Source organism: Antribacter soli, assembly GCF_021568775.1.
Lineage (GTDB): Bacteria > Actinomycetota > Actinomycetes > Actinomycetales > Cellulomonadaceae > Antribacter > Antribacter soli.
The window spans coordinates 1-24,955 of record NZ_JAKGSG010000043.1; the positions used below are offsets into that span (position 1 = coordinate 1).

Here is a 24,955-nt window from a genome sequence, read left to right on the forward strand (position 1 = left end):
GTGACCGCGTGGGCGACGGTCTGCCCCTCGCGCTCGGCGGCGGCGGTCAGGCTGTCCGACGCCGAGTTCGTCAACAGGACCGCCAGCGCGACCATCACCGGCACCGAGACCAACAACATTGCCGCCATCAGGCGGTAGCGGTACGGCCATCGTCGACGCCGTGACAACCGGGTAGTCATGGTGCCGCCCCCTTGGCCAACCGAATCTGACCGACCCTCGAGGGGATGAAATCCGCCTCGCAAACCCAGTGTGAGGCGACAACACGGTTATCGCACGTGCGCATGGTGATTGTGTTCTGCGTGATTTCGCCCGGGATGGCGCTAAGAAACGGGCTCGCCGTCGTCGCCGCGCCGCGGCAGTTCCGGTACACACATGGAGGCGTGCCAGTGAGCTTCGAGCTCGGCCGGGGCCATCGGTAGCCCCACGGCGAATCCCTGAGCGGATTCCACCCCGACGGCTTTGAGCAGCTCGAGCTGGTCCGGGTGCTCGACTCCTTCCGCCACCACGGGGAGGCCCAAGGCATGGACGGCGTCCACCATCGACCGGAAGAGCTCGCGCGTCGTCGCTGTACTGACATCGAGGTAGTCCTTGTCGATTTTCACGATGTCGACCGGGAGGCGAGTCAGCTGCTCGACGGTGTTGTATCCCGCACCGAAGTCGTCCAGGCTGAGTGCGACCCCCATGTGCCGGAGCTCACGCAGGTTCTTCATGGCGAGGACGCCGCCGACCAGCGTGGTCTCCGTGATCTCGAGGACGAGCCGGCCAGGATCGATACCGCTGCGACGCAGCGCGGTCGCGACGTCGTCCCGGATGCGCGACGCGTTGAGGTGGCGGCCGGAGACGTTGACGGCGACCGTCAGGTCGCGAGCTCCGACCGCGCGGTTCCAGGCGGCAAGCTGTTCCGTGGCGTTGTTCAAGGCCCACACACCGATCTCGCAGATCAGGCCGGACTTCTCGGCCACGGGGATGAACTCGGCCGGAGGAAGCAGCCCCACACCCGGCCGATCCCACCGCACGAGTGCTTCGAACCCTTCGAGGACTCCTGTCCGCACGCTGACGATCGGCTGGTAGTGCAGCACGAGCTCGTCGCGGTCGATGGCTTGCGAAATCGCAGCCTCGAAGTCAGAGATGCTCATGAACTCCCCGCCAGGTCAGCGCTCGTCGACTATTGCTCAGGCAATTCTTCCGCTCCACAGAACTGGGCGATTTCAGCGAGATCTCGGGTCGGAAGCGCTGGATCAACCATCGTTGACGGCATGGTCCGCAATGAGCACACCGAGCGAGCGTGAGATGCGGCGCCGCCGCACGGCAGCGACGGCCGGTACTCCCGGAGGAATGCCGTCGAGCACGCCCCGCGGAGTGTGGAACAGCCACATCGACATCGCGCGGAATGCGGCCCAGTCGCCGTCCGTCACCCGCATCGACACGATCTCGTCGCCGCTCGAACCCGCGGTGGTGCTCCGGACCACGGTCAGCCGCACCGGTGCGGCTCCGGGAAGGTGGAGCTCGACCACGCGGCCGGCCGGTGCGGAACCCTCTGGAAGCCGGACGGCCGCCCCGCCGACCGAGATGTCCACGAGCTCACCGTCGACGCCGTCGAGCTGCACCCTGGCGCGCACCGCGATGCGGTGCGAGTTGCGGCGCGACGTCGCGTAGGCGGGCGCCATGACCCGCAACGCACCGAGCACGAGGCCGATGCCGGCCAGCAGCAGCCAGACGGCGGACGCCACCGTCGCGCCGGCGGTCGCCCGCCAGGGAACCCAGCCCAGAGCGCCGGCGAGCGCGTAGATCAGCACCGCGAAGACGGCGACGATCGGCACGGTCACGATGCGCGGCGGGCGCGCCCGGACTCGCTCGTCGGCTCCCGCCTTGGGGGTGACCGCGAACTTGAGCGTCCGCCGGGTCACCAGCCACCACAGGCACGAGAAGCCCACCGGGATGCGGAAGATCCGCAGCGCGAACGACGTCGGAAGGTGCAGGTGGTGCCGGAACAGTCGCCGCACGCCCCACATCCGAACCACGAACATCGCGACGAAGACTGCGGCGAAGGCTCCTGGACCCGCGGTCGACGTCTGCGCACCACTGAGCAGGATCACCGCTGGGAGGAGAAACATCGCGACCGTGATCACCCCCTCCAGCCACCACACGGTCCCGCTGAGGTACTCGAAGTAGTTGCGCCACGACATCCATCTCTTGGCGGCCCACAACCGTTCCTTGGCGAGAACCTGCATGGAGCCCAGGCCCCACCGGGTCCGCTGCAGGAGGTACTGCTCCGGGGTCTGGGGCGCCAGTCCGACGGCCAGAGTCTGACTGTGGTAGACGGTCTTCCAGCCCGCGCGGATGAGGCCCAGGGTCGTGTGCATGTCCTCCACGATCGTGTCGGTGGCGATCCCGCCCACCTCGCGAAGCGCGCGCAGGCGGAGCAGGGAGGTGGAGCCGCACCAGAACGGTCCGGCGTTGTCGTGGTTGCGGGCCGCCATCAGGACGTGGAAGAAGATGCCCTGCTCACCGGTGACCCCGTCGTCGTCGAACGCCCCGGAGTTGTAGAACGTCTGGGGGCCCTGCACCAGCGCGATGCCGGGATCGTCGAACCAGCCCAGAGTGGCGGTGAGAAACGTCGGCAGCGGCACGTGGTCGCAGTCCAGCACGGCGATGATGTCGACGTCGTCGCCTCCGTCCGCGGCCTCCCGCGCCATGAGGTCGAGAGTGTGGTTGAGGTTGCCGGCCTTGGCGTGGTCGTGGACCGGCCGACGGACGTAGCGGGCCCCGTACTCCCGGCACATCTGTTCGACCCAGTCCCGGTCGCCGTCGTCGAGCACCCATGTCTCATGGGCAGGTCTCAGCGCGCAGGCTGCCGCGATCGTGGGCGCGATGACCTCCGCCGGCTCGTTGTAGGTGGGGATGAGGACCGCAACCCTCATCCCGGCGGGAAGCTCGCTGACCGGTTTCGGGGCGCGGCAGTCGATGTTCCACAGCGTCACGATACGGATCATCAGGCCCAGCAGGGGAAGCGCCTCGAAGCTCACCAGCACCCATGCCGCCGTCCTGTCCCAGCCTCCCGGGGGCATGGTGAAGCCGATGCGCCACCACAGGTAGGCCACGAGAGCCCCGATCGCGACGAGGCCGCCGATCCTGGCGAGCCAGCGGCGACGGGCAGACTCCGGCCGGGGCGCGCCGAGCAGGTATGCCCAGCCGGCCAGGTCGCTCCCGGGCTCGACCGAGACCGCGGTTCCCAGCGCCCGGTGCGGGTGGACATCCCGGGGAGGTGCGGCGGCTCGGGCACCAGGTGGGCCACTGGATCGGATCGGACTCATGGGGTCTCCTCCAGAAGCATTTCGCTTCCACGGTAGACGAGAAACGATTCAAAGGCTGGGCGCCCGGTGATGCCGAAATCTGCTGACCGACTTTCTGTTATCCGCGGCCCCCGGCAGGATCTCCTGTTCGGAAGCACTGTTTCGGGATCAAGCGGACGGGAGCGGCGAGTGCGGACGCACGGCGACGTGGACGGCATGACGGTGGCGGCGGCGCAGGCCGGGGACGAGCGGGCCCGCGACCTGCTGGTCGAGGCGTACCTCCCGCTCGTGTACAACATCGTGGGCCGCGCCCTGGACGGGCACGCCGACGTCGACGACGTGGTCCAGGAGACGATGGTCGCGATGGTGCGCGGCCTACCCGGGGTCCGCGAGCCGGAGCGGTTCCGGTCGTGGCTGGTGGCGGTCGCGGTGAACCAGGTGCGCGCGGCCGGCCACCGCAGGGCGGGTGCCGTGGCGGGCACCGGCGACGAGCTGGCCGAGGTCCCCGACCCGGGCGCCGACTTCGTCGGACTGACCATCCTCCGGCTGGGCCTGTCCGGTCAGCGCCGGGAGACGGCGGAGGCCACGCGCTGGCTCGGACCCGAGGACCAGGAGATCCTCTCGCTGTGGTGGCTCGAGGCCGGGGGCCGGCTTCGTCGCGACGAGCTGGCCGACGCCGTCGGGCTGAGTCCGTCCCATGCCGCGGTCCGGGTGCAGCGCGTCAAGGAGCAGCTCGAGACGTCCCGTACGGTGGTCCGCGCACTGCACACCGAGCCGCGCTGCCCGGGGCTCGCGGAGTCCGCCGTCGGCTGGGACGGCCGGCCCAGCGTGCTGTGGCGCAAGCGGCTGGTCCGGCACGTGCGCAACTGCACCTTCTGCCACTCGGCCGCGGCGGACCTTGTTCCCGTCGAGGGGCTGCTGGCGGGCGTGGGCCTGGTGCCGCTGCCGGCCGCGCTGGGCCACCTGGTGCCGCCGCAGCTCCCGGCGGGCGTGGTGGAAGAGGCCGGGCGTTCCGCCGGGCACCTCGCCCAGGGCCGGCCCGAGGGCTCGGCCGCTCTTCGGGCCCTGGTCGGCAAGCCGGTCGCTCTCGCCGTCGCCGGCGGGCTGCTGGTCGCCGTCGGCGGCGTGGTCGCCTATGCACAGGGCGTGGCGCTCCCCGACGACGCCGCGACGGCCGTCGCCTCGCCGAGCGCTCCGGTCGCCGAGGCGGTGTCGGCGAGCCCGTCGGCGTCGGCCGATCCGTCGATGGAGCCGAGCACCGAGCCGAGCCCGTCACCCGCGACGATTCCGGCCACGCTGGCGGAACGGCTGGCGGTCTCCCAGGTCGAGCTGCCCACGGCCCTGACCTACCTCGAGGCGGGCTACAACAACGTGCCCGAGTGGACCCGCGTGTCCGTCGCCGTCGCACCCGACGGCACGGCGCGCGCGGCCTGGCCCGCGCAGGACGGCGTGCACGTCACGCCGCTGACCGGCGCGCTGGAGCGCAGCGGCACGGACATCGTGGTCGGCGGCTCGGCCGAGGTGGGCGGCCTGGTCGCGCACGACGACGGCTTCGCCCTGCTCACCCGGGTACCGGACGACAACAAGTGGGGGGACACCGCCGCGGTGCTCGTCCGGTACCAGGGCGGTGCCGAGGCCTTCGCCGAGCGGCTCACCGGCGACTCCTCCACCGACACGAGCCCGGTCCTGGACGGCCAGCTGGCGTGGAACGGCAGCCGTTACGGCGCGTACTTCGTGGTTCACGGCGCAGACGGCTGGGCGGACGGGCACTACGGCGACAAGCTCGTCTACGTGGACCCCGCGGGGGCGCGGCTGTCCGGCGGCTGGGACTGGGGGTGCAGCCACAACGAGGGCATCGCGCTCCACGCGGAGGAGTCGGGCGCGTTCACCTCCTTGTGCTTCGACGACTGGCGCTCGGGCCTGTTCGTCAGCACCGGCATCTCCGCCCCGGACGACGCCCCGGTCGTCCAGCGCGAGGAGTGCTGGGCGGGCTACTGCGGCGGCACCTTCCCGAGCAGGAGCGGCTCGCTGGTCCGCTCCGGGACCGGCGTGTACGCGACGGCCTTCGCCTCCCGGGGTGCGACGTCGGCGGGCAAGAATGCGCAGGACACGAGCGGGCGCGGCTGGACGGTGGCCCCGGGCGGGGACACCCACCAGGTCGTGGTGGCGTTCCTGAGTGACGGCTCCACCCCCGCCGGCGACCCCGTGCGCCTGACAAGCGACCCCGGTACCGACCACGTGAACGTGCGCATCGCCCCCTACGGCGGTGACCGCTTCCTGGTCACCTGGGAGACGGTGGCCGACGCCGCCTGCGCGGCCGGGACGTGCACCGGTCGCTTCACCGGAACCCACCTGGCCCTCGTGGACACGTCCGGTCGCGTGCTCACCGAGGAGGTGGTCGAGGCGCACGTGTCGGGCGACATCGCCGTCCTCCCCGACGGCGACCTGGCCTGGGCATTCGTCACGGCCGCTCCTGACTACGGCTCCCGCCTCGGCAGCTCGCCCACGACGACGACGCTGTCACTGGCCCGGCTGGACCTGGTCGAGGGGTAGGTCGCGGCCCGGCTGAGGCCGGCCCGCATTCTCAGGTACTTCTGAGACTCCCCGCAGGGGCACCCCCGGTTCGGGCCGGATGCTGGAGGAACAAGATTCCTCGTGGGGAGGTGGCCTCGATGACCGAGGTGCTGGATCCGGTTGCCACCATCGACGGTGGTTCGCCGGGCGTCGAGGTGCCGTGGTGCACCGCCTCGTTGCGTCCCGTGGGACTGCTCCATCGTGGGCACGCTCGCCGCATCGGCGTCCTGCTCGAGGCGCTGAGCGGGGTGGCGAGCGTGGTGTGCCTGGACCTCGAGGCGGCCTCGCTGCGCGGGAGCGCCGTGGTGGCAGCTCTGGAAGAGGCTGCGCGACGCCTGGCCGAGAACGGTGGCGCGTTGCTGGTCGTCCACGCGAGCCAGGAGGATGCCGAGATCCTTCGACGGGAGGCGCCGGACGCGCTGCTGACCTCGGGCGGGTGACCGCCCGCATCCTGCTTTGAGTGGTTCGCCCATTTTGCCCTTCGAACACGCCGTTGACCGCGCGCCGCCGCCGGGATAACGTTCTCCCGCATGCGGCCCCTCCCGAGGGTTCGATGGTCATTCGAAGGAGAAGACATGAGCGACGCAACGATGCGGATTACCGGGACGCGCCGGCGGACGGTGGCTGCGGTGATGACCGTGCTCGGCGCCGTCGGGCTGACGGCCTGCGCCAGTGGTGGCGAGGAGGAAGGCGCCGCGGCGCCGGACAAGACAGAGATCCGGTTCACCTATGCCACCGGTGACGAGTCGTGGAACGGTGCGGTCAAGTCCGTGGTCGAGGCGTACAACGCGCAGAGCGAGATCGCCACGGTCCAGCTCGACCCGCTGACCGGGGGCACCGACTACGCGACGGCCGTCAAGACGATGGACGCCACGGGCAACTGGCCGGCCGTCATCGACATGCGTGACACGCGGACGTACATCGAGGCCGGCAAGCTCGCGCCGATCCCCGAGGAGGTCACCGCCCTGCTCGACGACGCGGTCTACAGCCCGGCCTCGGACGGCAACGTGTACGTGGCCCCGTCCACGGCCCTGAACGGCGAGATCGGCCTGAACATCATCTACGACAAGGCCTACTTCGCCGAGAACGACCTCGAGGTGCCGGCCACGTACGACGAGTTCATCGAGCTGCTGGAGGAGATCAAGGCCAACGGTGACGTGCCGCTGGCGACCGCCGCCGGGGAGATCTGGCCGAGTGACCAGCTCTGGAAGCCCCTCGCCTCGCCCGTGTTCGCGGAGTGGAGCGACAAGGGCGGGTTCTGGGCTGCTGTCGAGGAGGGCAAGGCGTCCGTCGAGGACCTGCGTGAGCCGCTCGACCGGCTGAAGTACATCACCGACAACTTCGTGCTCGAGGGCTGGCAGTCGACGCAGGACGCGCAGACCACGACGCTGCTGGTCAACCACCAGGCCGTGATGGCGACGTCGTCGGCCGGCATCGGGCGACTCAACGACATCCACAAGGTGGCGCCGGACTTCGAGGCGGGGCTGTTCATCGTCCCGGACGACGAGGGCCACATCAACGTGCTCAAGAACTCGGTCAACGGTGACACGCTGTCCGGGCTGTCGATCTCCGCCCAGGCCAAGGAGAACGGCGCCGAGTACGACGCCGCCGTCGACTTCCTCACGTACTTCTACTCGGTGGAGGCCGCGGACATCATCGAGCAGGCCGGTGTGATCGCGCCGAACATCAAGCTGGCCGACGAGATCACGCGCAACACCGCGATCCCCGGCGCGGAGGACTACTTCGCCCTGCTCGAGAGCCCCGAGCTCGTCTGGTACCAGAACGAGACGCTGTCGCCCAACTTCAGCGCCTTCAACACGTTCTTCCGGCAGACCCGCATCGAGATGCAGGACGGCCAGACGTCCATCGACGAGGCGATCGCCAAGAGCCAGGCCGAGTTCGACAACACCATCACCGCGGGCTGAGCCGTCGGTCGAACGCTCCGGGGCCGGGTGCACGCCGGCCCGGCCCCGGAGCGGTGCCATCGGGAAGAGACGGAAGGTCAGTACGCACATGAGTGAAACGCACACGGTCGAGAAGGCCCCGGTGCGCATCAGTGGGACGCCGACGGCGCAGAGCGACCCGGTGCGCGGCGGCTCGCAGCGGTTCCGGCGCCAGCGGGCGGCGATGTTCGGTTTCATCGCCCCGGCCCTGCTGGTGTACCTGGTGATGGTGATCGCGCCGTCCCTGCAGTCGATCCAGATCAGCCTCACGGACTGGGACGGCGTCAACGACGCGTACAACTACGTCGGCCTGAGCAACTACGAGGACATCCTCGGCAGCGAACGGTTCTGGAACGCGGTGAAGAACACGCTGCTGCTGGGCCTCGGGTCGGCGGTGATCGTCAACGTGATCTCGCTCGCGGTCGCGCTCCTCCTCGATCGCCTGCACCACTGGCAGGGGTTCTTCCGGACGATCGTGTACCTGCCGGCGCTGGTGAGCGGCTTCATCGCCGCGACGATCTGGAAGTACATCCTCAACTTCAACTTCGGCGCGGTGAACACCTCGCTGCGCGACCTCGGCGTCCCGACCTGGGCGCACGACTGGCTCGGCGACAGCGACATCGTCGTGTCGGTCCTGTTGTTCCTGCTGTGCTTCACGCTCGGCGGAAACACCACGCTGATCTACCTCGCCAACCTGCAGTCGGTCCCGCAGGAGCTGGTCGAGGCCGCGCGCATCGACGGGGCCTCGGGGCGCCAGGTGTTCCGGTTCGTGACGTGGCCGATGCTGGCCGGCGCGGTGACCGTGAACCTCACCCTCGCGATGATCGCAGGGTGGACGATCTTCGACCAGATCATGGTCCTCACCTCCGGAGGGCCCGGCTTCATCAGCGAGACGATGGCCTTCTTCATCTACAAGGTCGGTTTCGGCGAGTACCGGGCCGGGTACGGCAGCGCCGCCGCGGTCGTGCTGTTCATCGTCGTCCTGGTGAGCACCGTCGTCGCGAACCGGTACATGCGCAGCAGGGAGATCCAGGCATGAGCACCACCGTTCCCGTTCGCCGCGAACCGGCAGAGGCGCAGCAGGGAGATCCGGGCAGGAGCACCACGGGGCCCCTTCGCCACCGGACGCGACGTGGCACCGACCACGTGCGCTACACGGTCGGCGAGGTCGTCTCGATGGCGGTCCTCGCGGTCCTGGTCCTGGTCGTGTCGTTCCCGGTGCTGTACGCGCTGCTCAACTCGTTCCGGACCTACGCCGAGATCACCATCGACCCGATGGGTCTGCCGACGTCGTTCAAGCTCGACAACTACGCCCGGCTGTTCCAGGAGACCGCGTACGGCGAGGCCGTCCTGAACACGCTGATCATCACGGTCGGAACGATCGTCCTGCTGATCGCGGTCGTGCCGATGGCGGCCTACGGGATCGAGCGGATCGGCGGGCGGACGTCGCGCTGGGTCTACCTGCTCTTCGTCGCCGGTCTCATGATCCCGTTCCAGGTGCGCATGATCCCGCTGGTCAAGGCGATGAACGAGGTCGGGCTCTACAGCACGCTGACCAGCGTGATCCTGGTCCACCTCGGCGGCGCCGCGTCCTTCGGCATCCTGCTGTACTGCAGCTTCATCAAGAGCGTTCCGGTCGAGGTCGAGGAGGCCGCGCACATGGACGGCGCCGGCCGCCTGCGGACGTTCTGGTCGATCGTCTTCCCGATGCTGCTGCCCGTGACGTCGGCGTTCGTGATCATCCAGGCGCTGGGTCTCTGGAACGACTTCTTCATCCCGCTGGTGTTCCTCGACTCGACCTCGGCGGGGACGATCAACGTCGCCATCAACCGGATGGTGGGTCTGCTCACCTCGCAGTGGGAGCTCATCTACACCGGGGCGATCCTCGCGCTCGTGCCGTCGATCATCATCTTCGCGGCGTTCCAGCGCTACTTCATCAAGGGGATGTCGATCGGGGCCGTGAAGGGATGAGCGGCCCGTCGCAGGTCCTGTCCGGCTGGGTCGCCCTCGACGGGCCGGTCGCGCGGACCGCACTCCTGTGCTGGTACGCCTTCGTGGTCTCCGTGTGCTTCCTGCTCGCGTTCGCCCCCTACCTCCTGTTCGAGCGCCTCGTCGGGTGGCAGCCCAGCCACCTCGCGATCTGGCTCGGGGCCGTGAGCCTCGCCCCGGCCGGGCCGGCGACCTGCGGCCTGCTGGGCGCGATGCGCGTCCTGGTGGGCGACCGGGAGTACCCCGGCCGCCCCGTGCGTCAGTTCGTCGGTGCGGTCCGCGCCGGCGCGCGGAGGCTGCGACCGTGGTGGTGGGCGGTGCCGGCGGCTGCGCTCTTCCTCGGGTACGACGCGGTGCTCTACCGGGATGCTGTGCCGTCGGCGCCGGCATTCGTCGCCGTCGTGGGCGTCCTGATCACGGTGCTCCTCGTGGGCGTGACCGTGGTCGCGGGGGGCGACGCCGGTGCCGACGCCGGGACCGTCGCCGACGCCGACGCCGACGCCGCGGCCGGCGGGACCGCCGGGCTCCGGAGCGCGGCGCACGCCACGCTGTCCTCGTTCCTGCGGCGCCCCCTGGTCCCGCTCGCCTGGCTCGCCCTGCTCGTGGGCGCGGTGCTGCTCACCCGGCTGCCGGTCGTCGGGCCGAGCCTGGTGCTCTTCGCGCCCGCGGGGTGGGCCGGCGCGGTCGACGTGGTCAACCGCGCCTGGGGCTTTCCGGCGCCGTCCCCGCGGGTACCGGCAGGGCCGGTGCCGGGGGACCGGGCGGACGCGGAGAGCGAGCGTGCGAGATAACGTTCTCAGCCACCGGAGGACGCTCCCGGTCCGCCCGGAGCCTCCGTCAGGAGCGCGGCGGGGCCGTGGACTCGCGCACGACGAGCTGAGGCGTCGCGACCGACGTCGTCACGTTCTGAACGCCTTCGATCAGCTGGGACAGCATCCCGAAGGCGCGCGCGCCGAGATCCTCGAAGTCCTGGTCGACCGTCGTCAGCGACGGGCGCCACAGGCCGACGAGCGGCTGGTCGTCGAAGCCGACGACGGAGATGTCCTCCGGGACGCTCACGCCCCGGTCCGACAGTGCCCGCATCAGCCCGAGGGCGATCTCGTCGTTGCCGCAGAAGACCGCCGTGACGTCGTCCCGCCCGGCGACCTTCTCGCCCCAGCGGTAGCCCGCCATGGCGTCCCAGTCGGCGTTCATCACGGCGGGGACGGGGGCGCCGGCGGCCTGCAGGGCTGCCCGCCAGCCGTCCGTGCGGCCGGAGTGCTTGCCCTCGGTCGGCCCGGCGACGTGGTGCACGGTGCGATGACCGAGCCGGAGCAGGTACTCGGTGGCCTGGCGGCCCCCGGCGCGCTCGTCGATCAGTGCGGCCGCCGGCCCGCCCGCCCGGCGCGAGCCGCCACCTGCGACGACGAGCGGCAGGCTCTCCGGCAGCGCGCGGCCCGCGTTGATCCCGGCGCGGTCGAACTCGAGCACGATCACCCCGGCGGTCGGCTGGGCCAGCGCCAGGTCGATCGACCGGTTGACGTGCTCGTCGTCGCTGGACTCCAGCACGGTGATCGTCACGGACATCCCGGCGTGCCGGGCGGCGGTCTCGATCCCTTGGAGCGTGCGCGAGTAGCCGTAGTTCGCCGTCGAGCCCGCGAGGACGGAGACGAGCGTGCGCCGTCCGGACCGCATGGACCGTGCCGCGCTGTTGGGCCGGTAGCCGATCGCCTGGACGGCGTCGTGCACCCGCCGTGCGAGCTCGGGGGCGACGTACTTCGTGCCGGTCAGCACCCGCGACACGGTCGGGACGGACACCCCTGCTGCCTTCGCGACGTCGGCGAGGACGGGGGCGCGGTACGACTTCGGCGCGGCCATGGTGTCGAGGATAGAAGGCACCAGGCCCTTTCGTGAGCACTCTGGGCAGTGTCGTCGGGCGATGTCGCAGGGACGATCACCGTGATAACGTTTTCCCGCATTGCCGACAAGGAGGTTGCATGTACACCAGTGCTGCCGCGACACGCGGAACCATCGCCCCCGGGACCCTCTTCACGGACCAGGACGGTCGTCCGGCCCAGCTCCACGGGGTCGGGATCCAGGCCTTCGACGGGGTGTTCTACGCCTGGGGCGAGGACAAGTCCACGGGCGGGCTGTTCGGCGGGGTCGCCTGCTACTCGTCGCCGGACCTCGCGACCTGGACGTCCCACGGCCACGCCCTGCCGGTGACGCCGGACGTGGGGGACCTGGGGCCCGACCGCGTCGTCGAGCGGCCCAAGGTGCTGCGCAACCCGGACGGTGCGTACGTGATGTTCCTGCACGTCGAGACTGCCGATTACCAGTACGCGAGGCTCGGCTGGGCGGTCTCCGACCGGCCGGAAGGCCCCTACACGTACGTCCGCAGCGAGCGCCCGCTGGGCAACATCAGCCGGGACATCGGCGTCTTCCAGGACGACGACGGCACCGGGTACCTCCTGTCGGAGGACCGGGAGCACGGCCTGCACGTCTACCGGCTCTCGCACGACTACCTCGCTGTCGAGGAGATCGTCTCGACCACGCTCGCCCCGGACAGCGACCACCCCGCCGGGCCGCACGGCTACGAGTCGCCCTCGATGGTGAAGGTGGACGGCCTCTACTACCTGTTCGGGTCGGACCTGACGGGCTGGTCCACGAACGACAACAAGGTCGCCACGGCGCCCTCGCCCGCCGGTCCGTGGAGCGAGTGGGAGGACTTCGCACCGGCCGGCTCGGCCACCTTCGACTCGCAGACCTCCGTGATCGTGCAGGTGCGCGGCACGGAGACCACCAGCCACGTCTACGTCGGCGACCGCTGGCTCCAGGACGACCTCTACCGCTCGGCGCCCGTCTGGCAGCCGATCCAGGTGGGCGGCGGGACGGCCCGGCTCGAGTGGCGCGACGCGTGGACGATCGACGCCGTCACCGGGGTGATCGCATGAGTGTCACCCTCCCCGGCCTGGCGGACGACACCGAGAGCAGCTTCGAGTGGGGCAACGACGTCCTGCGGCTCCTGATCGCGCACGGCCCGCACACGACCCCGCGCCTCGTGGCGCTGTGGCACACCGCCGAGGACGGCCCGGACCAGCTCGGTCTGCGCCGGTCGGCGCTGCCCGTGCTGGAGGTCGCGCTCGCCGGCGACGGACGGGTCGGCACCTCGGGCAAGCGGCACGTCGACGGCGCCGCCGCGCAGCGGATGCGGCTCCTGGGCCTCGCGCAGGATCGCGAGATCGGTCTGCATCACCTGCGCCTGCAGCTCGGTGACGAGGTGACCGGCCTGCGCGCGGTGGTCCACCTCGAGCTGGCCGACGGGATCCCCGTGCTGCGCTCGTGGGCGGAGCTCACCTCCGACCGCGAGGTCGCGGTCGACTACGCCACGACCGGAGTCGTGTCCGGCCTGGGCCACGGTGCCCGGTGGGAGAGCGAGCTCGCCGTCTGGGAGGCGGCCAACCCCTGGAGCGGCGAGTTCCGGTGGCGCCGCTCGACCCTGTCGGAGCGCGGCCTGTACGACGTGGGCATGGTCCGGTTCAACCAGGTCGGGTCCAAGAACCGCGTGAGCCTCACGTCGACGGGGGCGTGGTCGACGTCGGAACACCTCCCGCTCGGTATCGTCGAGGACGCGCGGACCGGACGCATGCTGGCCTGGCAGATCGAGTCGAGCTCCGCGTGGCACGCCGAGCTCGGGGACCGGTACGGGGACGTGTACCTCGCGGTCCTCGGCCCGACGTCGCACGAGCACCAGTGGGCCGTCGAGCTGTCGCCCGGCGAGACGTTCTCCACCGTCCCTGTCGCGCTCGCGGTCGTGCCGGGCTCGGACGACACCGACACGACCCTCGGTGCGGTCGGGGCGGCGCTGACCGCGCACCGCCGTCGTACCCGGCGGCCGCACCCGGACCACACCGGGCTCCCGGTGATCTACAACGACTTCCTCAACGCGCTGATGTCCGACCCCACGACCGAGCGCGAGCTGCCGCTCATCGAGGCCGCCGCCGACCTCGGGGCCGAGTACTTCGTGATCGACGCCGGCTGGTACGACGACGAGTCGGGCGGCTGGTGGGACTCCGTCGGAGCGTGGGAGCCGTCCACGAACCGGTTCCCCGGCGGCGGGCTCGACGCCGTCGTCGACCGCATCCGCGAGCTCGGCATGAAGCCGGGGCTCTGGCTCGAGCCCGAGGTCGTCGGCGTGCGCAGCCCGATCGCGGACGAGCTGCCTGCCGAGGCCTTCTTCCAGCGCGACGGCCGGCGCGTCGCCGAGTGGGGCCGCTACCAGCTCGACCTGCGCCACCCCGCCGCCCGCGCCCACGTCGACACCGTCGTGGACCGCCTCGTCGACCGGTTCGGGCTCGAGTACCTCAAGCTCGACTACAACGTCGACACCGGCCCGGGGACCGACGGCGGTGTGGGCGAACCGCCCGGAGCCGGGCTCCTCGGGCACGGCCGCGCCTTCCTGGCCTGGGTGACCGACGTGATGGACCGTCATCCCGGCCTCGTGGTCGAGGGCTGCGCCGCGGGCGGATCGCGAATGGATGCGGCGAGCGGGTCGGTGTTCCCGGTCCAGTCGCTCACCGACCAGCAGGACTACCGGCTCGTGCCGCCCGTCGCGGCGGCGGCGCCGCTCGCCATCACGCCGGAGCAGTCGGGGGTGTGGGCCTCGGTGGAGGGGTCGATGAGCGAGGAGGAGCTGTCCTTCTCCCTCGTCACGGCCCTCTTGTCGCGCGTCCACCTCGCGGGACGCATCGACACGCTCGACGAGCCGCAGCGCGCCGTCGTCCGTGACGCCCTCTCGGTGTACCGGACGGTCCGGCCCGCGATCGCGCGATCGGTGCCGGTCTGGCCGCTCGGGCTGCCCGGCTGGCGCGACCAGTGGGTCGTCCTGGGCGCCCGCGACGGCTCCGACCTCTACCTCGCCGTCAGCCGGCGCGGGACCGAGCCGGGCGGCGCCGACGTCGTCCGGCTGCCCCTGCCGGGGCTGCGCGCGGTCGGAGAGGCCCAGGTGCTGTACCCCACCTGGCACGACGACTCGATCGCCGTGGCCGACGACGGCTGCTCGCTCGAGATCAAGCTGCCCGCCCCGACGACGGCGCGCCTGCTGCGCGTCTCCGTCACCGACCGCTGAGGAGGACCCGTGCATCTCGTGAACCCTGTCGTGCGCGGCTTCGCGCCCGACCCCTCGGTGATCCGCGTGGGGGAGTGGTACTACCTCGCCACCAGCTCGTTCGAGTGGTTCCCTTCGATCCCGCTGTTCCGGTCGCGCAACCTCGCCGACTGGGAGCACGCCGGCTCGGTCGGCTCGGCCGTTCCCGGCAGCTCCCTGCTGGGCGTGCCGGACTCGGCCGGGATCTGGGCGCCGGCGCTCAGCCACGCGGACGGGCTGTTCTGGGTCGTGTACTCGATCGTCCGCTCGATCGGGCGACGGTACTTCGACCTGGAGACGTACGTCTGCACGGCGCCGGAGGTCTCGGGCCCGTGGTCCGAGCCCGCCCGGGTGCCGGGCCACGGCTTCGACCCGTCCCTGCTGCACCACGACGGCCGGCACTACCTGCTCAACCTGCAGAACGACTCGCGGGTCGGCGGGCGGCGCTTCGACGGCATCGTGCTCACCGAGCTCGGCGTGCCGGTCGTCGAGGGCGTGCCGGACGTCGCCGGAGTGCGCGCCGCAGGCCCGACGCACCTGCTGCTCCAGCGTGAGGAGCTGGTCGAGGGGCCGAAGATCACCGTCAAGGACGGCTGGTTCTACCTGCTCCTCGCCCAGGGCGGCACCGGGGTGGAGCACGGTGTGCTGGTCGCCCGGTCGCGGTCGCTGACCGGGCCGTACGAGGTGGACGAGGTCCCGCTGCTCACGTCGCGGGACGACCCGGCGGTGCCGCTGCAGAAGGCCGGCCACGGCGAGCTGGTCCGGGCGCCCACGGGCGAGTGGTACCTGACCCACCTGGCCGCCCGGCCCGTGGCCACACCCGGCGGGCCGCGAAACCCCCTGGGGCGCGAGACCGCGGTGCAGGAGATCGCGTGGGTGGACGGCTGGCCGCGGCTCGCGCAGGGCGGCTGGCACCCGCAGACCGCCGTGACGGTACCCGACGTCGCGGCTCCGCCGCCCGCCCTCCTGGGCGACAGCCCGGCCGGGCTCGACGTGGCTCCCGCGTGGCCGTGGTCGACCCTGCGCGAGCCGGCGGGGGACTGGATCGACACGACCTCGCGGCCGGGATGGGTCCGCCTGCGGGGGCGGATGGGCCCGGAGTCGCTGTGGGAGCAGTCGTTGCTGGCGCAGCGCCTCACCGAGCACAGGGCAGAGATCGAGGTCGCCGTCGACGCGAGCCCGACGACGCACACCCAGTCCGCGGGCCTGGTGCTGTGGTACGACACCGCCTCGTACTACCGGCTCCACGTCACCTGGGCCGAGCCCGCCGGGGAACGTCAGGCGGGGCAGCAGTGGCGGGGCGAGGGGCGTCGCGTGCTCGTCCTCGAGCACGGGCATCCCGACGGTAGCCGGGTCCTCGCGACCGTCGAGGCTCCCGACGGCCCGGTCCTGCTGCGGGCCGAGACCGACGGCGCGGTCGCCCGGATGTTTGCTGGGGCGGCGCGGGGTGATCTCGGGAGCGTCGAGCCCGACCTCGACCTCAGCGAGCTGTCCGACGACTTCGGCGGCCGGCTGCGGTTCACGGGAGCGTTCGCGGGCATCAGCGTCGTCGACCTCGTCGACGGTGCCTTCACCGCGGACTTCTCCGCGTGGACGATGCGGGTGCTCCCCCGGGAGGAGTGGCGGCGCTAGCCCGGCCGCGGCCGGGCGGCGCTAGCTTGGCCGCGCGGACGGCACGAGAGGGGGCATCCCGACGTGCTCGCCGACCCAGCTGACGAGGGGGACGAGCATCCCGGCAAGCTCGTGGCCGGTCGGCGTGAGCGCGTAGTCGACGCGGGGCGGCACGGTTCCCTGGGACTTCCGGTCGATGAACCCGTCGGCCTCGAGCAGCCGCAGCGTCTGGGCGAGCATCTTCTCGCTGATGCCCCCGATGTTGCGGTGCAGCTCGCCCCAGCGCATGGAGCCGTGGGAGAGCGCGACGATGACGAGGACCCCCCACTTGCTCGTGATGTGGTCGAGGACGACGCGGCTCGGGCAGTTGGCGTCGAAGGGGGTCGCCTTGTCGGGCGTCAGCACCGCCACACGGCCGGGGTTGGTATCGCTCACGTAAGTACCTTACCAAGAAGTGCGTACGGCGATCTGGGAAGTAAAGGGTTGGGCGGCTCGTTGGGCGGAGTGCGCGCGGACGAAGGTTCGCGTGGACACCGACAGGAGAACCACATGAGCATCATCGTCACGGGCGCCACCGGGCACCTCGGCCGGCTCGTCGTCGATCATCTGATCGCCCGGGGCGTGGCCCCCACGAGCATCGTCGCGGCGGGTCGCGACAAGGACCGGCTCGCGAAGGTCGCCGAGACCGGCGTGGCCACCGCGGTGATCGACTACACCGACCCCGCCACGCTGGACGCGGCGTTCGCCGGTGCCGACACGCTGGTGCTGGTGTCCAGCAGCGAGATCGGGCAGCGGGCGGCGCAGCACGCCAACGCGGTCGAGGCAGCGCAGCGCGCGGGCATCGCGCGCGTCGTCTACACGAGCGCCCCGGGCGCCACGACGTCGGCGCTGATCCTGGCACCGGAGCACAAGGCCACCGAGGAGATCATCACCGCCTCGGGTCTGACGTACACGATCCTGCGCAACAACTGGTACAACGAGAACTACTCGGCCGCGCTGGCCCAGGCCAAGCAGACCGGCGCCTACCTCGCGAGCACTGGCTCCGGGAAGGTGTCCAGCGCCTCGCGGAACGACTTCGCGGAGGCCATCGCGGCGGTCCTCACCACGCCGGGACACGACGACGTCGTGTACGAGCTCGCCGGCGACACGTCCTGGGACGGCGACCACTTCGCGGCCGCGGCGACGGCCGCGCTGGGCGTGCCGGTGGCCCACCAGTCGGTCAGCTCGGAGGAGCACGGGGCGATCCTCGCCTCCGTCGGGCTCGACGCCGGGCTGGTCGGCTTCCTCGTCGCCCTGGACGCCAACATCCGCGACGGTCTGCTCGACGCGCCGACGTCCGTCCTGTCCGACCTGATCGGCCGGCCCACCACCCCGCTCGCCGACACGCTGCGCGAAGAGGCCGCTCACCTGGCGTGACGCCAGCGCTGTGGGTATGGGTACGGCGTGAACTCGGGCCGTACCCATACCCACAACCCTCGGGTGAGGTGGCATGGTTTGCACCATGTCAAACGATCTCCACACCGCCGCCGAACTGGGGCCGGGAGCCCGGCTGAGCAATGGGGTGTCGTGGTGAGCCCCGCCGAGCCCGCCACGGGCGGCCTGTCGACGGCCGGGGTCGACGGTCCCGCGGAAGCCGTCTATCGCCTCGTCCTCGGTGAGGGGACGGTGAGCGTCGGGCGCGTGGCGGAGGCCCTCGGCCTCGACGAGCACGAAGCCGGCGCCCGGCTCGAGGAGCTGCGGGCGGCCGGGCTGATCAACCGTGGCGCCAGCGACGGCCGGTTCGCGGCCGTGGACCCTCGCGTCTCGCTGCGGGCCGTCGCGGAGCGCGCGGAGGCCGGCCTGACCCGGCTGCGGGCCGCGATCCCGGTGCTCGCGGAGGTCTTCGAGTCCAGGGACGGCGCCGACCGGCCGGGGGCGAGCGTCCGGGTCCTCGTCGGCGCGGATGCGGTGGGCGCCGCGTACAACCGCCTGGAGCACGAGGCCGTGGAGGAGTTCCTGGCGTTCGACCGGCCCCCGTACGTCCTCGCGCCGCTGAACCCCCTCGAGCCAGCTGTCATCGCGCGGGGCGTGCGGTGGCGTGCGGTGTACGCAGCGGCCTCGCTGGACCGGCCGGGTGCGTGGGACGAGATCGGGCGGGCGATCGGCTTCGGAGAGCAGGCGCGGATCACGGCCGAGCTGCCGGTCAAGCTGGCGATCGCCGACCGGCGCTCGGCCATCGTGTCCACGCGGCTCGACGCGGAACGGCCCGAGGCGATCCTGACCGACTCCGCGCCGCTGGTCAGTCTCCTCTGCGACGTGTTCGAGGAGCGCTGGCAGCAGGCGGCCGACATCCCCCGCACCTGGTCGTCCGGGCGCGTCGCCGTGACGGCGGGCTCGCGCGGGCCGTCGGGGGAGGAGCGGACCCTGCTCGCCTTCTTCGCGGCCGGGGCGAAGGACGAGGTCATCGCGCGTGAGCTGCACATCTCGCCGCGCACCGTGCGGCGGCGCGGCCAGCTACTCCTGCGCCGGCTCGGTGCCGCGAACCGCTTCCAGGCGGGGGCGCAGGCCGTGCGACGCGGCTGGATCTAGCGGCGCACGAAGAGTGGCCTCTTGCGGCCACCTGTCCGGGGGAGGACCTCCGGACGCTTGTCGACGAAACATGGCGGGGCTTGTCTGGTCGTCGACCGCCATGCGCGGGTCGCACAACGTCCACCGGAAGGTCACCATGCCTCACGTCCCCCGCCGCAGCGGCCTGGCCGCCGCGTTCACGGTGCCGGTCGCGCTGGCCGGATCCGCCCTGGCGCCGCTCGGCGCCGCGGCCGGCACCGGCGAGCCCGTCGTCGTCATCATCGAGCTCGATGGGCCGGGCGCCGCCGGGCGCGTCGGTCTCGAGCGCCTCGCCGAAGCCAGGGTGGCGGGCCCGGGCGAGGTGGGCGCGCTCGACGCGCTCGTCGCCACGTACGCCGCTGCCGCAGACGACGTCGCTGCCGAGCAGGACGCCGCGCTCGACGCGCTGCAGGCGTCCGGCATCCCGGTCGAGGAGCGGTCCCGGATCACGGGCCTGATCAACGCGGTCGTGGGCGAGGTGCCCGCCGACCGGGTGGACGAGCTGGCCGCCGCCGAAGGCGTCGCTCACGTCACGGCCGACCGGCCGGTCCGCGCGCTCACCGACGGCAGCGTCCCCTCGACTGGAGGCCCCGCCGTCCGGGACGGCACGGATGCGTCGGGCAGCCTGCGCGGCACCGGCGTCACGGTCGCCGTCATCGACACCGGCGTGGACTACACCCTCGCCGACCTGGGCGGCGGGTTCGGGGAGGGGCACCGCGTCGTCGACGGCTACGACTTCGTGGCCGACGACGCCGACCCGATGGACGAGCACCACCACGGCACCCACGTGGCGGGCATCATCGCCGGCTCGGGCGCGGAGTCCGTGACGGGGGTGGCCCCCGACGTCACGCTCACCGCGTACCGGGTCCTCGACGAGAACGGGGAGGGATATCTCTCGGACGTGCTGCTCGGCTTCCAGGCAGCCGCCGACCCCGCCGGTGACCACCCGGCCGACGTCGTCAACATGAGCCTCGGCAGCGACGGCGGCGCCGACGACCCGCTCGCCCGCGCCGCCGCGGCGGCCGTCGAGGCGGGCACCGTCGTCGTCGCGGCCGCCGGCAACGCCGGTCCGGGCGCCCAGACCGTGGGCACACCCGCCGCCGCACCCGGCGTGCTCGCCGTCGGTGCGTCGACCACGGGCATCGTGACGCCGACGATCGCGTTCGAGGGGGCGTCCGTGCCCGCCGGGTCCGTCCGCCGCTACTCGCTGTCCGCCAACCCGCCGCCCGACCCCGTCACGGCGCGCCTGGTCGACGTCGGCGCCGGTACCCCGGAGGACTACGACCGGGCGGGCGACGTGACGGGTGCGGTCGTGGTCTACCAGGGCTACACGTCCGGGCCGGTCAGTGGTTACGACCTGTACCTCGCCGAGCTCGCCGAGGCCCGCGGCGCCGTCGGTGCGATCGTCTACCAGCCGACGGCCGCCGATCCTGTCTCACCGGCCGGTGTCGTCGCGTCCGACCCTCAGGGTTTCGAGGCGAGCGCCGACGGCACCCGCGACCTCACCGCCCAGGGCTGGGACACGCGGCGCGAGTCGCTCGTCATGTTCACCATGTACTCCGGCGACTACCTCGGCATCCGGGCGCAGGTGCTCGCGGGCACGGTACGCGCCTCGATCGGTGGCACCGACGCGACCGACCTCGTCGCCTCCTTCAGCTCGCGCGGTCCCAGCGGCGTGGACGTCAAGCCCGAGATCGTCGCTCCCGGCGTCGAGATCCGCTCGACGATCCCGGCCTGGCAGGGCATCGAGGGGAATGCTTATCGCCTGTCCGGCACGTCGATGGCCGCGCCGCACGTGGCCGGTGCCGCCGCGCTCGTGCGCCAGGCCCACCCGGACGAGTCCGCGCTCGACATCCGGGCCAGGATCATCGGAGGTTCCCGCCCGCTCGACAGCTCGGACGCCGGCGTGAGCCCGTTCGTGCAGGGCGCCGGGGCGCTCGCGGTGGACCGCGCCATCGGCCAGGACGTCACGGCCTCCCCGGACGTGATCGGGCTCGGCCTGGCCGACACGGTGGGGACCACTCGGTCCCGCACCGCGACGGTCACCCTGACCAACCACGGGCCGACCAGCCGGCGGCTCGGGCTGGACGTCGTCGAGTCGGGCGTGAGCGACGGCCGCGTCCAGCTCTCGGCGCGGAGCGTCACCCTGGAGCCCGGCGGACGGGCCGATGTCGAGATCACGGTGACGGCCGGCGACCGTGCCGCCGCCGGCGAGGTCTCCGGCGTGCTGGTGGCCACGGACCAGGGTGGCAGCACGCTGCGCGTCCCGTACGCCCTGCTGGTGCGCCCGCTCGTCGTGCGGGCCACTCCCGACGTCACGGAGGGACCGACCCGCGTCGTCGTCCAGGCGGCCGCGCCGCTGCAGGACCCGGTGCTGACGGTGGTCGCGCCGTCCGGGCGGCGTAGCACGGTGGGGCTCGAGCCCATGGCCGGACGCGCGAGCTGGTACATCGCGAACCTGGACGTCCGCGAGGGTGGGGTGCACTCGCTCGAGGCGGCAGGTTCGGCGGGCGACCGCCTGCTCGGCGGCACCGGATCCCTCGTGGGCCTCGGACCCGAGCGTCCCGGCGGCTGGGAGCAGGTGGGCCCGGTCTTCACGGGCGGGCGCACCGTGACGTCGCCCGGCGCGGCCGGCACGGCGCTCCACGTGCTGCAGGACAGCGTGAACCCGTTCGTCACCACCGACGGCGGCACGACGTGGACCCGGATAACGGCCATGCCGGTCGCCCGCGGCTGGGCCCTGGCTGCGGCAGACCCCACGGTACCCGGCGGATTCTGGCTGGCCGTGAACGGCCGCGCGGGCCGTGACGTCCTCGACGCGACGTACCAGGGACAGCTCCTGCGCACGCCGGACGCCGGCGAGACCTGGGACGTGCTTCCCTTGCCCGACGAGGCGATCGAGGCTCTGGTCGCCGACGAGCGCACGGTGGCGGTCGCGACCGCCTCGGGCGTCCGGTTCAGCCGCGACCGCGGGCAGTCCTGGGACCTCGTACCCACCGCTTGGGCGGGCCCGGTCGCGAACCTGGCGCTGTCCGGGGACCACGTCTTCGTCCAGGGCCTGCACGGCGTCTGGCGCGCGGCGCTCGCCGGCGGCAACGTCGAGCAGGTGCTCGCACCCGACGAGCTCGGCAACGTGACCGACCTCGCGTCCGACGGCGGCACCGTCGTCGTGACGGGCGGCAGCCTCGCGGGCGCCGCGGTGTGGCGCTCCTCGGACGCCGGGGCGACGTGGGAGCGGTCGGACGTGCTGGCGGACGCCTTCCAGCTCGACGTCACGATCGTCGACGGCACCACCTATCTTGCGTACTTCGACCGCGTGTACACGAGCGCTGACCACGGCCGGACCGTGTCCGGACCGATCTCGGTGCCGCCTGGGAGCCGCGAGGTCTTCGACGTCGACCGGTGGCCCGGGGCGGACGGCGGACTGGTCCTGACCACGACCACGGGCGTGTTCGAGAGCGCCGCCGGGGGCTGGCGGCGGTACCCGATCGCCGGCGGGGCCACCTGGACCGTCGACGTGGGCGTGGATGCCGCCGGGGCCGACGTGCTCCGCACGGCCGACATCGAGGGGCTCAAGGAGCGCACGCTCACGGGCCTCGGCACCGGCGGGGCGCTCGACTGGGGGATCACCGGAGCTGAGGGCTCGATCGGCCTCACCGCGCTCGACACCGAGCAGTCCCCGCTCGGCGCGCGCGACGTCTGGTGGACGCGGCAGGACGCCTTCTACTCGAACGGGCTGCACCGCCGCTCGCTCGACGGCACCGACCGGGCCGTGGGGCCGACGTGGCTGAGCCTGCGTGACGTCGCGGTCTCCCCGCTGCGCCAGGACACGGTCGCCGTGGTCTACGCCGCCTCGCCGGAGGCCGGGATCCTGGTCTCCACCGACGGGTTCGCCACCTGGACCTCGCACCCCTACGACCTCGGGGTCCGCGAGATCCGGTTCGACCCCGCGCGGCCGGAGCGCCTCTGGATCGCCGCTGACGAGGGGCTGTACCGCTCCGACGACCTGGGCCGCACGATCACGCGCGTGACCCGGGCACCGGCCCGCACGGTGCACGTCGATCCCGAGGACCCTCGGCTCGTGGTGGTGGGGACCGACGGCGGGCTCCTCGTGAGCACCGACGGTGGCCGTCGGTTCCGGGACTCCGGCATCCCGAACCTCCGGTCCACGATCAGCGCGGCGGTGTCCGTGCACCTCACCGGCGACCTTCGTCAGCGGGCGCACGCCGACCGCGTTCTCGTCGCCGGCACGAACGACGTCGTCGCCGACGGCGTCCTGGCGTCCGCGGCGGGCGTGTTCGTCAGCTTCGACGACGGGCGTTCGTGGAAGCCTGCGTCGAACGGTCTGACGGCGCTCGGGGTCTTCTCGCTCGACGTGAGCCCGGACGGGACCCACGTGTTCGCGGGTACCAGGAACGGCGGGGTCTTCCGGACCGCGGTGGGCGACCTCCTGCCGCGCCGCTGAGACGGGCACCGGCCCGGGACGACCTCTCCCCGTCCCGGGCCGGTGTCGTGGCCCGTGACGGCAGGCCGTCGGCCGGTCGGGCTCAGGGCTGGTTAGCCTTGCTCGCCATGGAGCTGCTCGCCTCCGGCCGCGACGCCGACGTCCACCTGCTCGGCGGCGGCCGCGTGCTGCGCCGCTACCGTGACGGCCGGCCGGCCGCCCGTGAGGCGGAGGTCATGCGGGCGCTGGTCGCAGCCGGGTATTCGGCACCACGGGTGTGGGGCGTCGACGGCCCCGACCTCGTCCTCAGCCGCATCCACGGCCCGACCCTCGCCGAGGCGATGGCCACCGGCAGCGTCAGCGTGGCCGGTGCCGCCGGCCTGCTTGCGCGCCTGCATGACGACCTCCACGACCTGCCCTGGCCTGGCGGCGCACCGCTGCTGCACCTCGATCTGCACCCGCTCAACGTGATGATGCCGTCGGAGGGCCCGGTGGTGATCGACTGGTCGAACGCGCGCCCGGGCCCCGCCGCGCTGGACGTGGCGACCACCGCGCTCATCGTCGCGCAGGTGGTTGTGACGCCCGGGATGCTGCCGGACCAGCCCGAGCTCGAAGCGGCCCTGCGACACGACCTCGGTGCCTTCCTGCCCGCGTTCGCCACCGCGGTGACCACGCCGTGGAAGGACCACCTCGAGGAGGCGGCAGCACGGCGCGCGCTCGACCCCAACCTCACCGCCCGCGAGCTCGCGCTGCTGGGCGACGCCGCGGCGCTCGCCCGCGCTGCGGCGTCGCGCCCACGGGGCTGAGCGGGGGACCTCCGTATCTCTGGCGAGACCCCTGCTCCGTCGGTACGTTGCGGGCGGATGCGGAACCACTCCGCGTCCCGCAGGGGGCGGCGACTCTTCGGCATGCCTCGGCGCGACCATCGAGGAGTCGACATGAGCGAGAACAGCTACGGCGGGCCGACCGAGGCCGAGGAGCTCTCCGAGCAGGCGGAGCCGCTGTTCGAGGAGCCGGCTCGGACCGGCACCCAGGGATACGAGCACGAGCCGCCTTTCGCCCCTGCCGAGCCCGCCGACGAGTCGACCGAGTTCGGGTCGTCCGAGGGCTGGGGCGGCGGAACGGACCTGCCCGGGGACGACGGGTCGTGGGAGTGGGACGGGCCGACGTCGGACGGCGCCTACCTGGACGAGGACGAGCCCGAGTACACCGACGAGCCGGAGGAGACCTCCGCGCACGGGCCCGGGTCGGCCGAGCAGGCCTGAGACCGACCGCCTCACCACGGGGTCCCCGCCGTCACGGCGGGGACCCCGTTCCCCTTCTGCGGATGTGTCAGTGACCTTCGCTACGTTGTGCCGCATGCCGCGTGACGCGGCGGGTTGCCGCTCCG

At 72.2% G+C, this 24,955-nt stretch carries 18 protein-coding genes; 14 read left to right on the forward strand and 4 right to left on the reverse strand.

Annotation, left to right across the window (positions count from 1 at the left end):
* Positions 1-320 precede the first annotated feature (320 nt).
* Entirely contained in the window at positions 321-1,136 is an 816-nt protein-coding gene (locus L1785_RS15900) for an EAL domain-containing protein (RefSeq protein WP_236090262.1), read from the reverse strand.
* A gap of 102 nt (positions 1,137-1,238) precedes the next feature.
* The gene (locus tag L1785_RS15905) at positions 1,239-3,314 is read right to left on the reverse strand and encodes a glycosyltransferase family 2 protein (RefSeq protein WP_236090263.1); all 2,076 of its coding nucleotides are present in this window, start codon (positions 3,312-3,314) and stop codon (positions 1,239-1,241) included.
* A gap of 168 nt (positions 3,315-3,482) precedes the next feature.
* On the opposite strand from L1785_RS15905, the gene L1785_RS15910 reads away from it, so the two are divergent.
* From L1785_RS15910 to L1785_RS15935, 6 genes are all read left to right on the forward strand, one after another.
* On the forward strand, positions 3,483-5,846 hold the full coding sequence (locus tag L1785_RS15910; RefSeq protein WP_236090264.1) for an RNA polymerase sigma factor: 2,364 nt from the start codon (positions 3,483-3,485) through the stop codon (positions 5,844-5,846).
* A gap of 119 nt (positions 5,847-5,965) precedes the next feature.
* Complete coding sequence (locus tag L1785_RS15915) at positions 5,966-6,307, forward strand: hypothetical protein (RefSeq protein ID WP_236090265.1); 342 nt, start codon at positions 5,966-5,968, stop codon at positions 6,305-6,307.
* A gap of 135 nt (positions 6,308-6,442) precedes the next feature.
* Positions 6,443-7,792, forward strand: coding sequence for an ABC transporter substrate-binding protein (locus L1785_RS15920; protein WP_236090266.1), 1,350 nt, complete (start codon positions 6,443-6,445; stop codon positions 7,790-7,792).
* A gap of 88 nt (positions 7,793-7,880) precedes the next feature.
* Positions 7,881-8,849, forward strand: coding sequence for a carbohydrate ABC transporter permease (locus L1785_RS15925; protein ID WP_236090267.1), 969 nt, complete (start codon positions 7,881-7,883; stop codon positions 8,847-8,849).
* The gene (locus L1785_RS15930; RefSeq protein WP_236090268.1) at positions 8,846-9,781 is read left to right on the forward strand and encodes a carbohydrate ABC transporter permease; all 936 of its coding nucleotides are present in this window, start codon (positions 8,846-8,848) and stop codon (positions 9,779-9,781) included. The genes L1785_RS15925 and L1785_RS15930 overlap by 4 nt, the downstream gene beginning before the upstream one ends.
* Entirely contained in the window at positions 9,778-10,590 is an 813-nt protein-coding gene (locus tag L1785_RS15935; protein WP_236090269.1) for a hypothetical protein, read from the forward strand. Before L1785_RS15930 ends, L1785_RS15935 begins: the two co-directional genes overlap by 4 nt.
* A gap of 46 nt (positions 10,591-10,636) precedes the next feature.
* Here L1785_RS15935 and L1785_RS15940 read toward each other — a convergent pair whose 3' ends face one another.
* Positions 10,637-11,656 (reverse strand): LacI family DNA-binding transcriptional regulator, encoded by a 1,020-nt coding sequence (locus L1785_RS15940; RefSeq protein WP_236090270.1) that lies wholly within the window; start codon positions 11,654-11,656, stop codon positions 10,637-10,639.
* A 119-nt stretch (positions 11,657-11,775) separates the two neighbouring features.
* Between L1785_RS15940 and L1785_RS15945 the strand changes: the two genes are divergently transcribed.
* The 3 genes from L1785_RS15945 to L1785_RS23265 are packed head-to-tail and all read left to right on the forward strand — an operon-like array spanning position 11,776 to position 16,556.
* A complete protein-coding gene (locus tag L1785_RS15945; RefSeq protein WP_236090271.1) occupies positions 11,776-12,732 on the forward strand; it encodes a family 43 glycosylhydrolase in 957 nt (318 codons plus the stop codon).
* Positions 12,729-14,906 carry a glycoside hydrolase family 36 protein gene (locus L1785_RS15950; RefSeq protein ID WP_236090272.1) on the forward strand — a complete coding sequence of 726 codons (2,178 nt, stop codon included), beginning with the start codon at positions 12,729-12,731 and terminating at the stop codon, positions 14,904-14,906. The genes L1785_RS15945 and L1785_RS15950 overlap by 4 nt, the downstream gene beginning before the upstream one ends.
* A 9-nt stretch (positions 14,907-14,915) precedes the next feature.
* On the forward strand, positions 14,916-16,556 hold the full coding sequence (locus L1785_RS23265; RefSeq protein ID WP_236090273.1) for a glycoside hydrolase family 43 protein: 1,641 nt from the start codon (positions 14,916-14,918) through the stop codon (positions 16,554-16,556).
* Between the two features lie 21 nt (positions 16,557-16,577).
* On the opposite strand, the gene L1785_RS15960 is transcribed toward L1785_RS23265, so the two are convergent.
* A complete protein-coding gene (locus tag L1785_RS15960; protein ID WP_236090297.1) occupies positions 16,578-16,946 on the reverse strand; it encodes a winged helix-turn-helix transcriptional regulator in 369 nt (122 codons plus the stop codon).
* A 138-nt stretch (positions 16,947-17,084) separates the two neighbouring features.
* On the opposite strand from L1785_RS15960, the gene L1785_RS15965 reads away from it, so the two are divergent.
* The 5 genes from L1785_RS15965 to L1785_RS15985 all read left to right on the forward strand — a co-directional run bounded on the left by L1785_RS15965 (position 17,085) and on the right by L1785_RS15985 (position 24,830).
* Positions 17,085-17,951 (forward strand): SDR family oxidoreductase, encoded by an 867-nt coding sequence (locus L1785_RS15965; protein WP_236090274.1) that lies wholly within the window; start codon positions 17,085-17,087, stop codon positions 17,949-17,951.
* Between the two features lie 153 nt (positions 17,952-18,104).
* Positions 18,105-19,103: a helix-turn-helix transcriptional regulator gene (locus tag L1785_RS15970; RefSeq protein WP_236090275.1), complete on the forward strand. Its 999-nt coding sequence runs from the start codon at positions 18,105-18,107 to the stop codon at positions 19,101-19,103.
* Positions 19,104-19,239: 136 nt separating this feature from the next.
* The gene (locus L1785_RS23065; RefSeq protein ID WP_283250196.1) at positions 19,240-23,586 is read left to right on the forward strand and encodes a S8 family serine peptidase; all 4,347 of its coding nucleotides are present in this window, start codon (positions 19,240-19,242) and stop codon (positions 23,584-23,586) included.
* A gap of 107 nt (positions 23,587-23,693) precedes the next feature.
* Positions 23,694-24,371, forward strand: coding sequence for a phosphotransferase (locus L1785_RS15980; protein ID WP_236090276.1), 678 nt, complete (start codon positions 23,694-23,696; stop codon positions 24,369-24,371).
* 132 nt (positions 24,372-24,503) lie between these two features.
* A complete protein-coding gene (locus tag L1785_RS15985) occupies positions 24,504-24,830 on the forward strand; it encodes a hypothetical protein (protein WP_236090277.1) in 327 nt (108 codons plus the stop codon).
* Positions 24,831-24,955: the final 125 nt, after the last annotated feature.

Bases quoted from the DNA above. Each gene is read 5' to 3' on its own strand.
- L1785_RS15920 (WP_236090266.1), top strand. From the start codon at position 6,443: ATGAGCGACGCAACGATGCGGATTACCGGGACGCGCCGGCGGACGGTG.
- L1785_RS15965 (WP_236090274.1), top strand. From the start codon at position 17,085: ATGAGCATCATCGTCACGGGCGCCACCGGGCACCTCGGCCGGCTCGTC.
- L1785_RS15985 (WP_236090277.1), top strand. From the start codon at position 24,504: ATGAGCGAGAACAGCTACGGCGGGCCGACCGAGGCCGAGGAGCTCTCC.
- L1785_RS15945 (WP_236090271.1), top strand. From the start codon at position 11,776: ATGTACACCAGTGCTGCCGCGACACGCGGAACCATCGCCCCCGGGACC.
- L1785_RS15900 (WP_236090262.1), bottom strand. From the start codon at position 1,136: ATGAGCATCTCTGACTTCGAGGCTGCGATTTCGCAAGCCATCGACCGC.
- L1785_RS15980 (WP_236090276.1), top strand. From the start codon at position 23,694: ATGGAGCTGCTCGCCTCCGGCCGCGACGCCGACGTCCACCTGCTCGGC.
- L1785_RS15915 (WP_236090265.1), top strand. From the start codon at position 5,966: ATGACCGAGGTGCTGGATCCGGTTGCCACCATCGACGGTGGTTCGCCG.
- L1785_RS15905 (WP_236090263.1), bottom strand. From the start codon at position 3,314: ATGAGTCCGATCCGATCCAGTGGCCCACCTGGTGCCCGAGCCGCCGCA.
- L1785_RS15935 (WP_236090269.1), top strand. From the start codon at position 9,778: ATGAGCGGCCCGTCGCAGGTCCTGTCCGGCTGGGTCGCCCTCGACGGG.
- L1785_RS15950 (WP_236090272.1), top strand. From the start codon at position 12,729: ATGAGTGTCACCCTCCCCGGCCTGGCGGACGACACCGAGAGCAGCTTC.
- L1785_RS23065 (WP_283250196.1), top strand. From the start codon at position 19,240: ATGCCTCACGTCCCCCGCCGCAGCGGCCTGGCCGCCGCGTTCACGGTG.
- L1785_RS15925 (WP_236090267.1), top strand. From the start codon at position 7,881: ATGAGTGAAACGCACACGGTCGAGAAGGCCCCGGTGCGCATCAGTGGG.
- L1785_RS15940 (WP_236090270.1), bottom strand. From the start codon at position 11,656: ATGGCCGCGCCGAAGTCGTACCGCGCCCCCGTCCTCGCCGACGTCGCG.
- L1785_RS15930 (WP_236090268.1), top strand. From the start codon at position 8,846: ATGAGCACCACCGTTCCCGTTCGCCGCGAACCGGCAGAGGCGCAGCAG.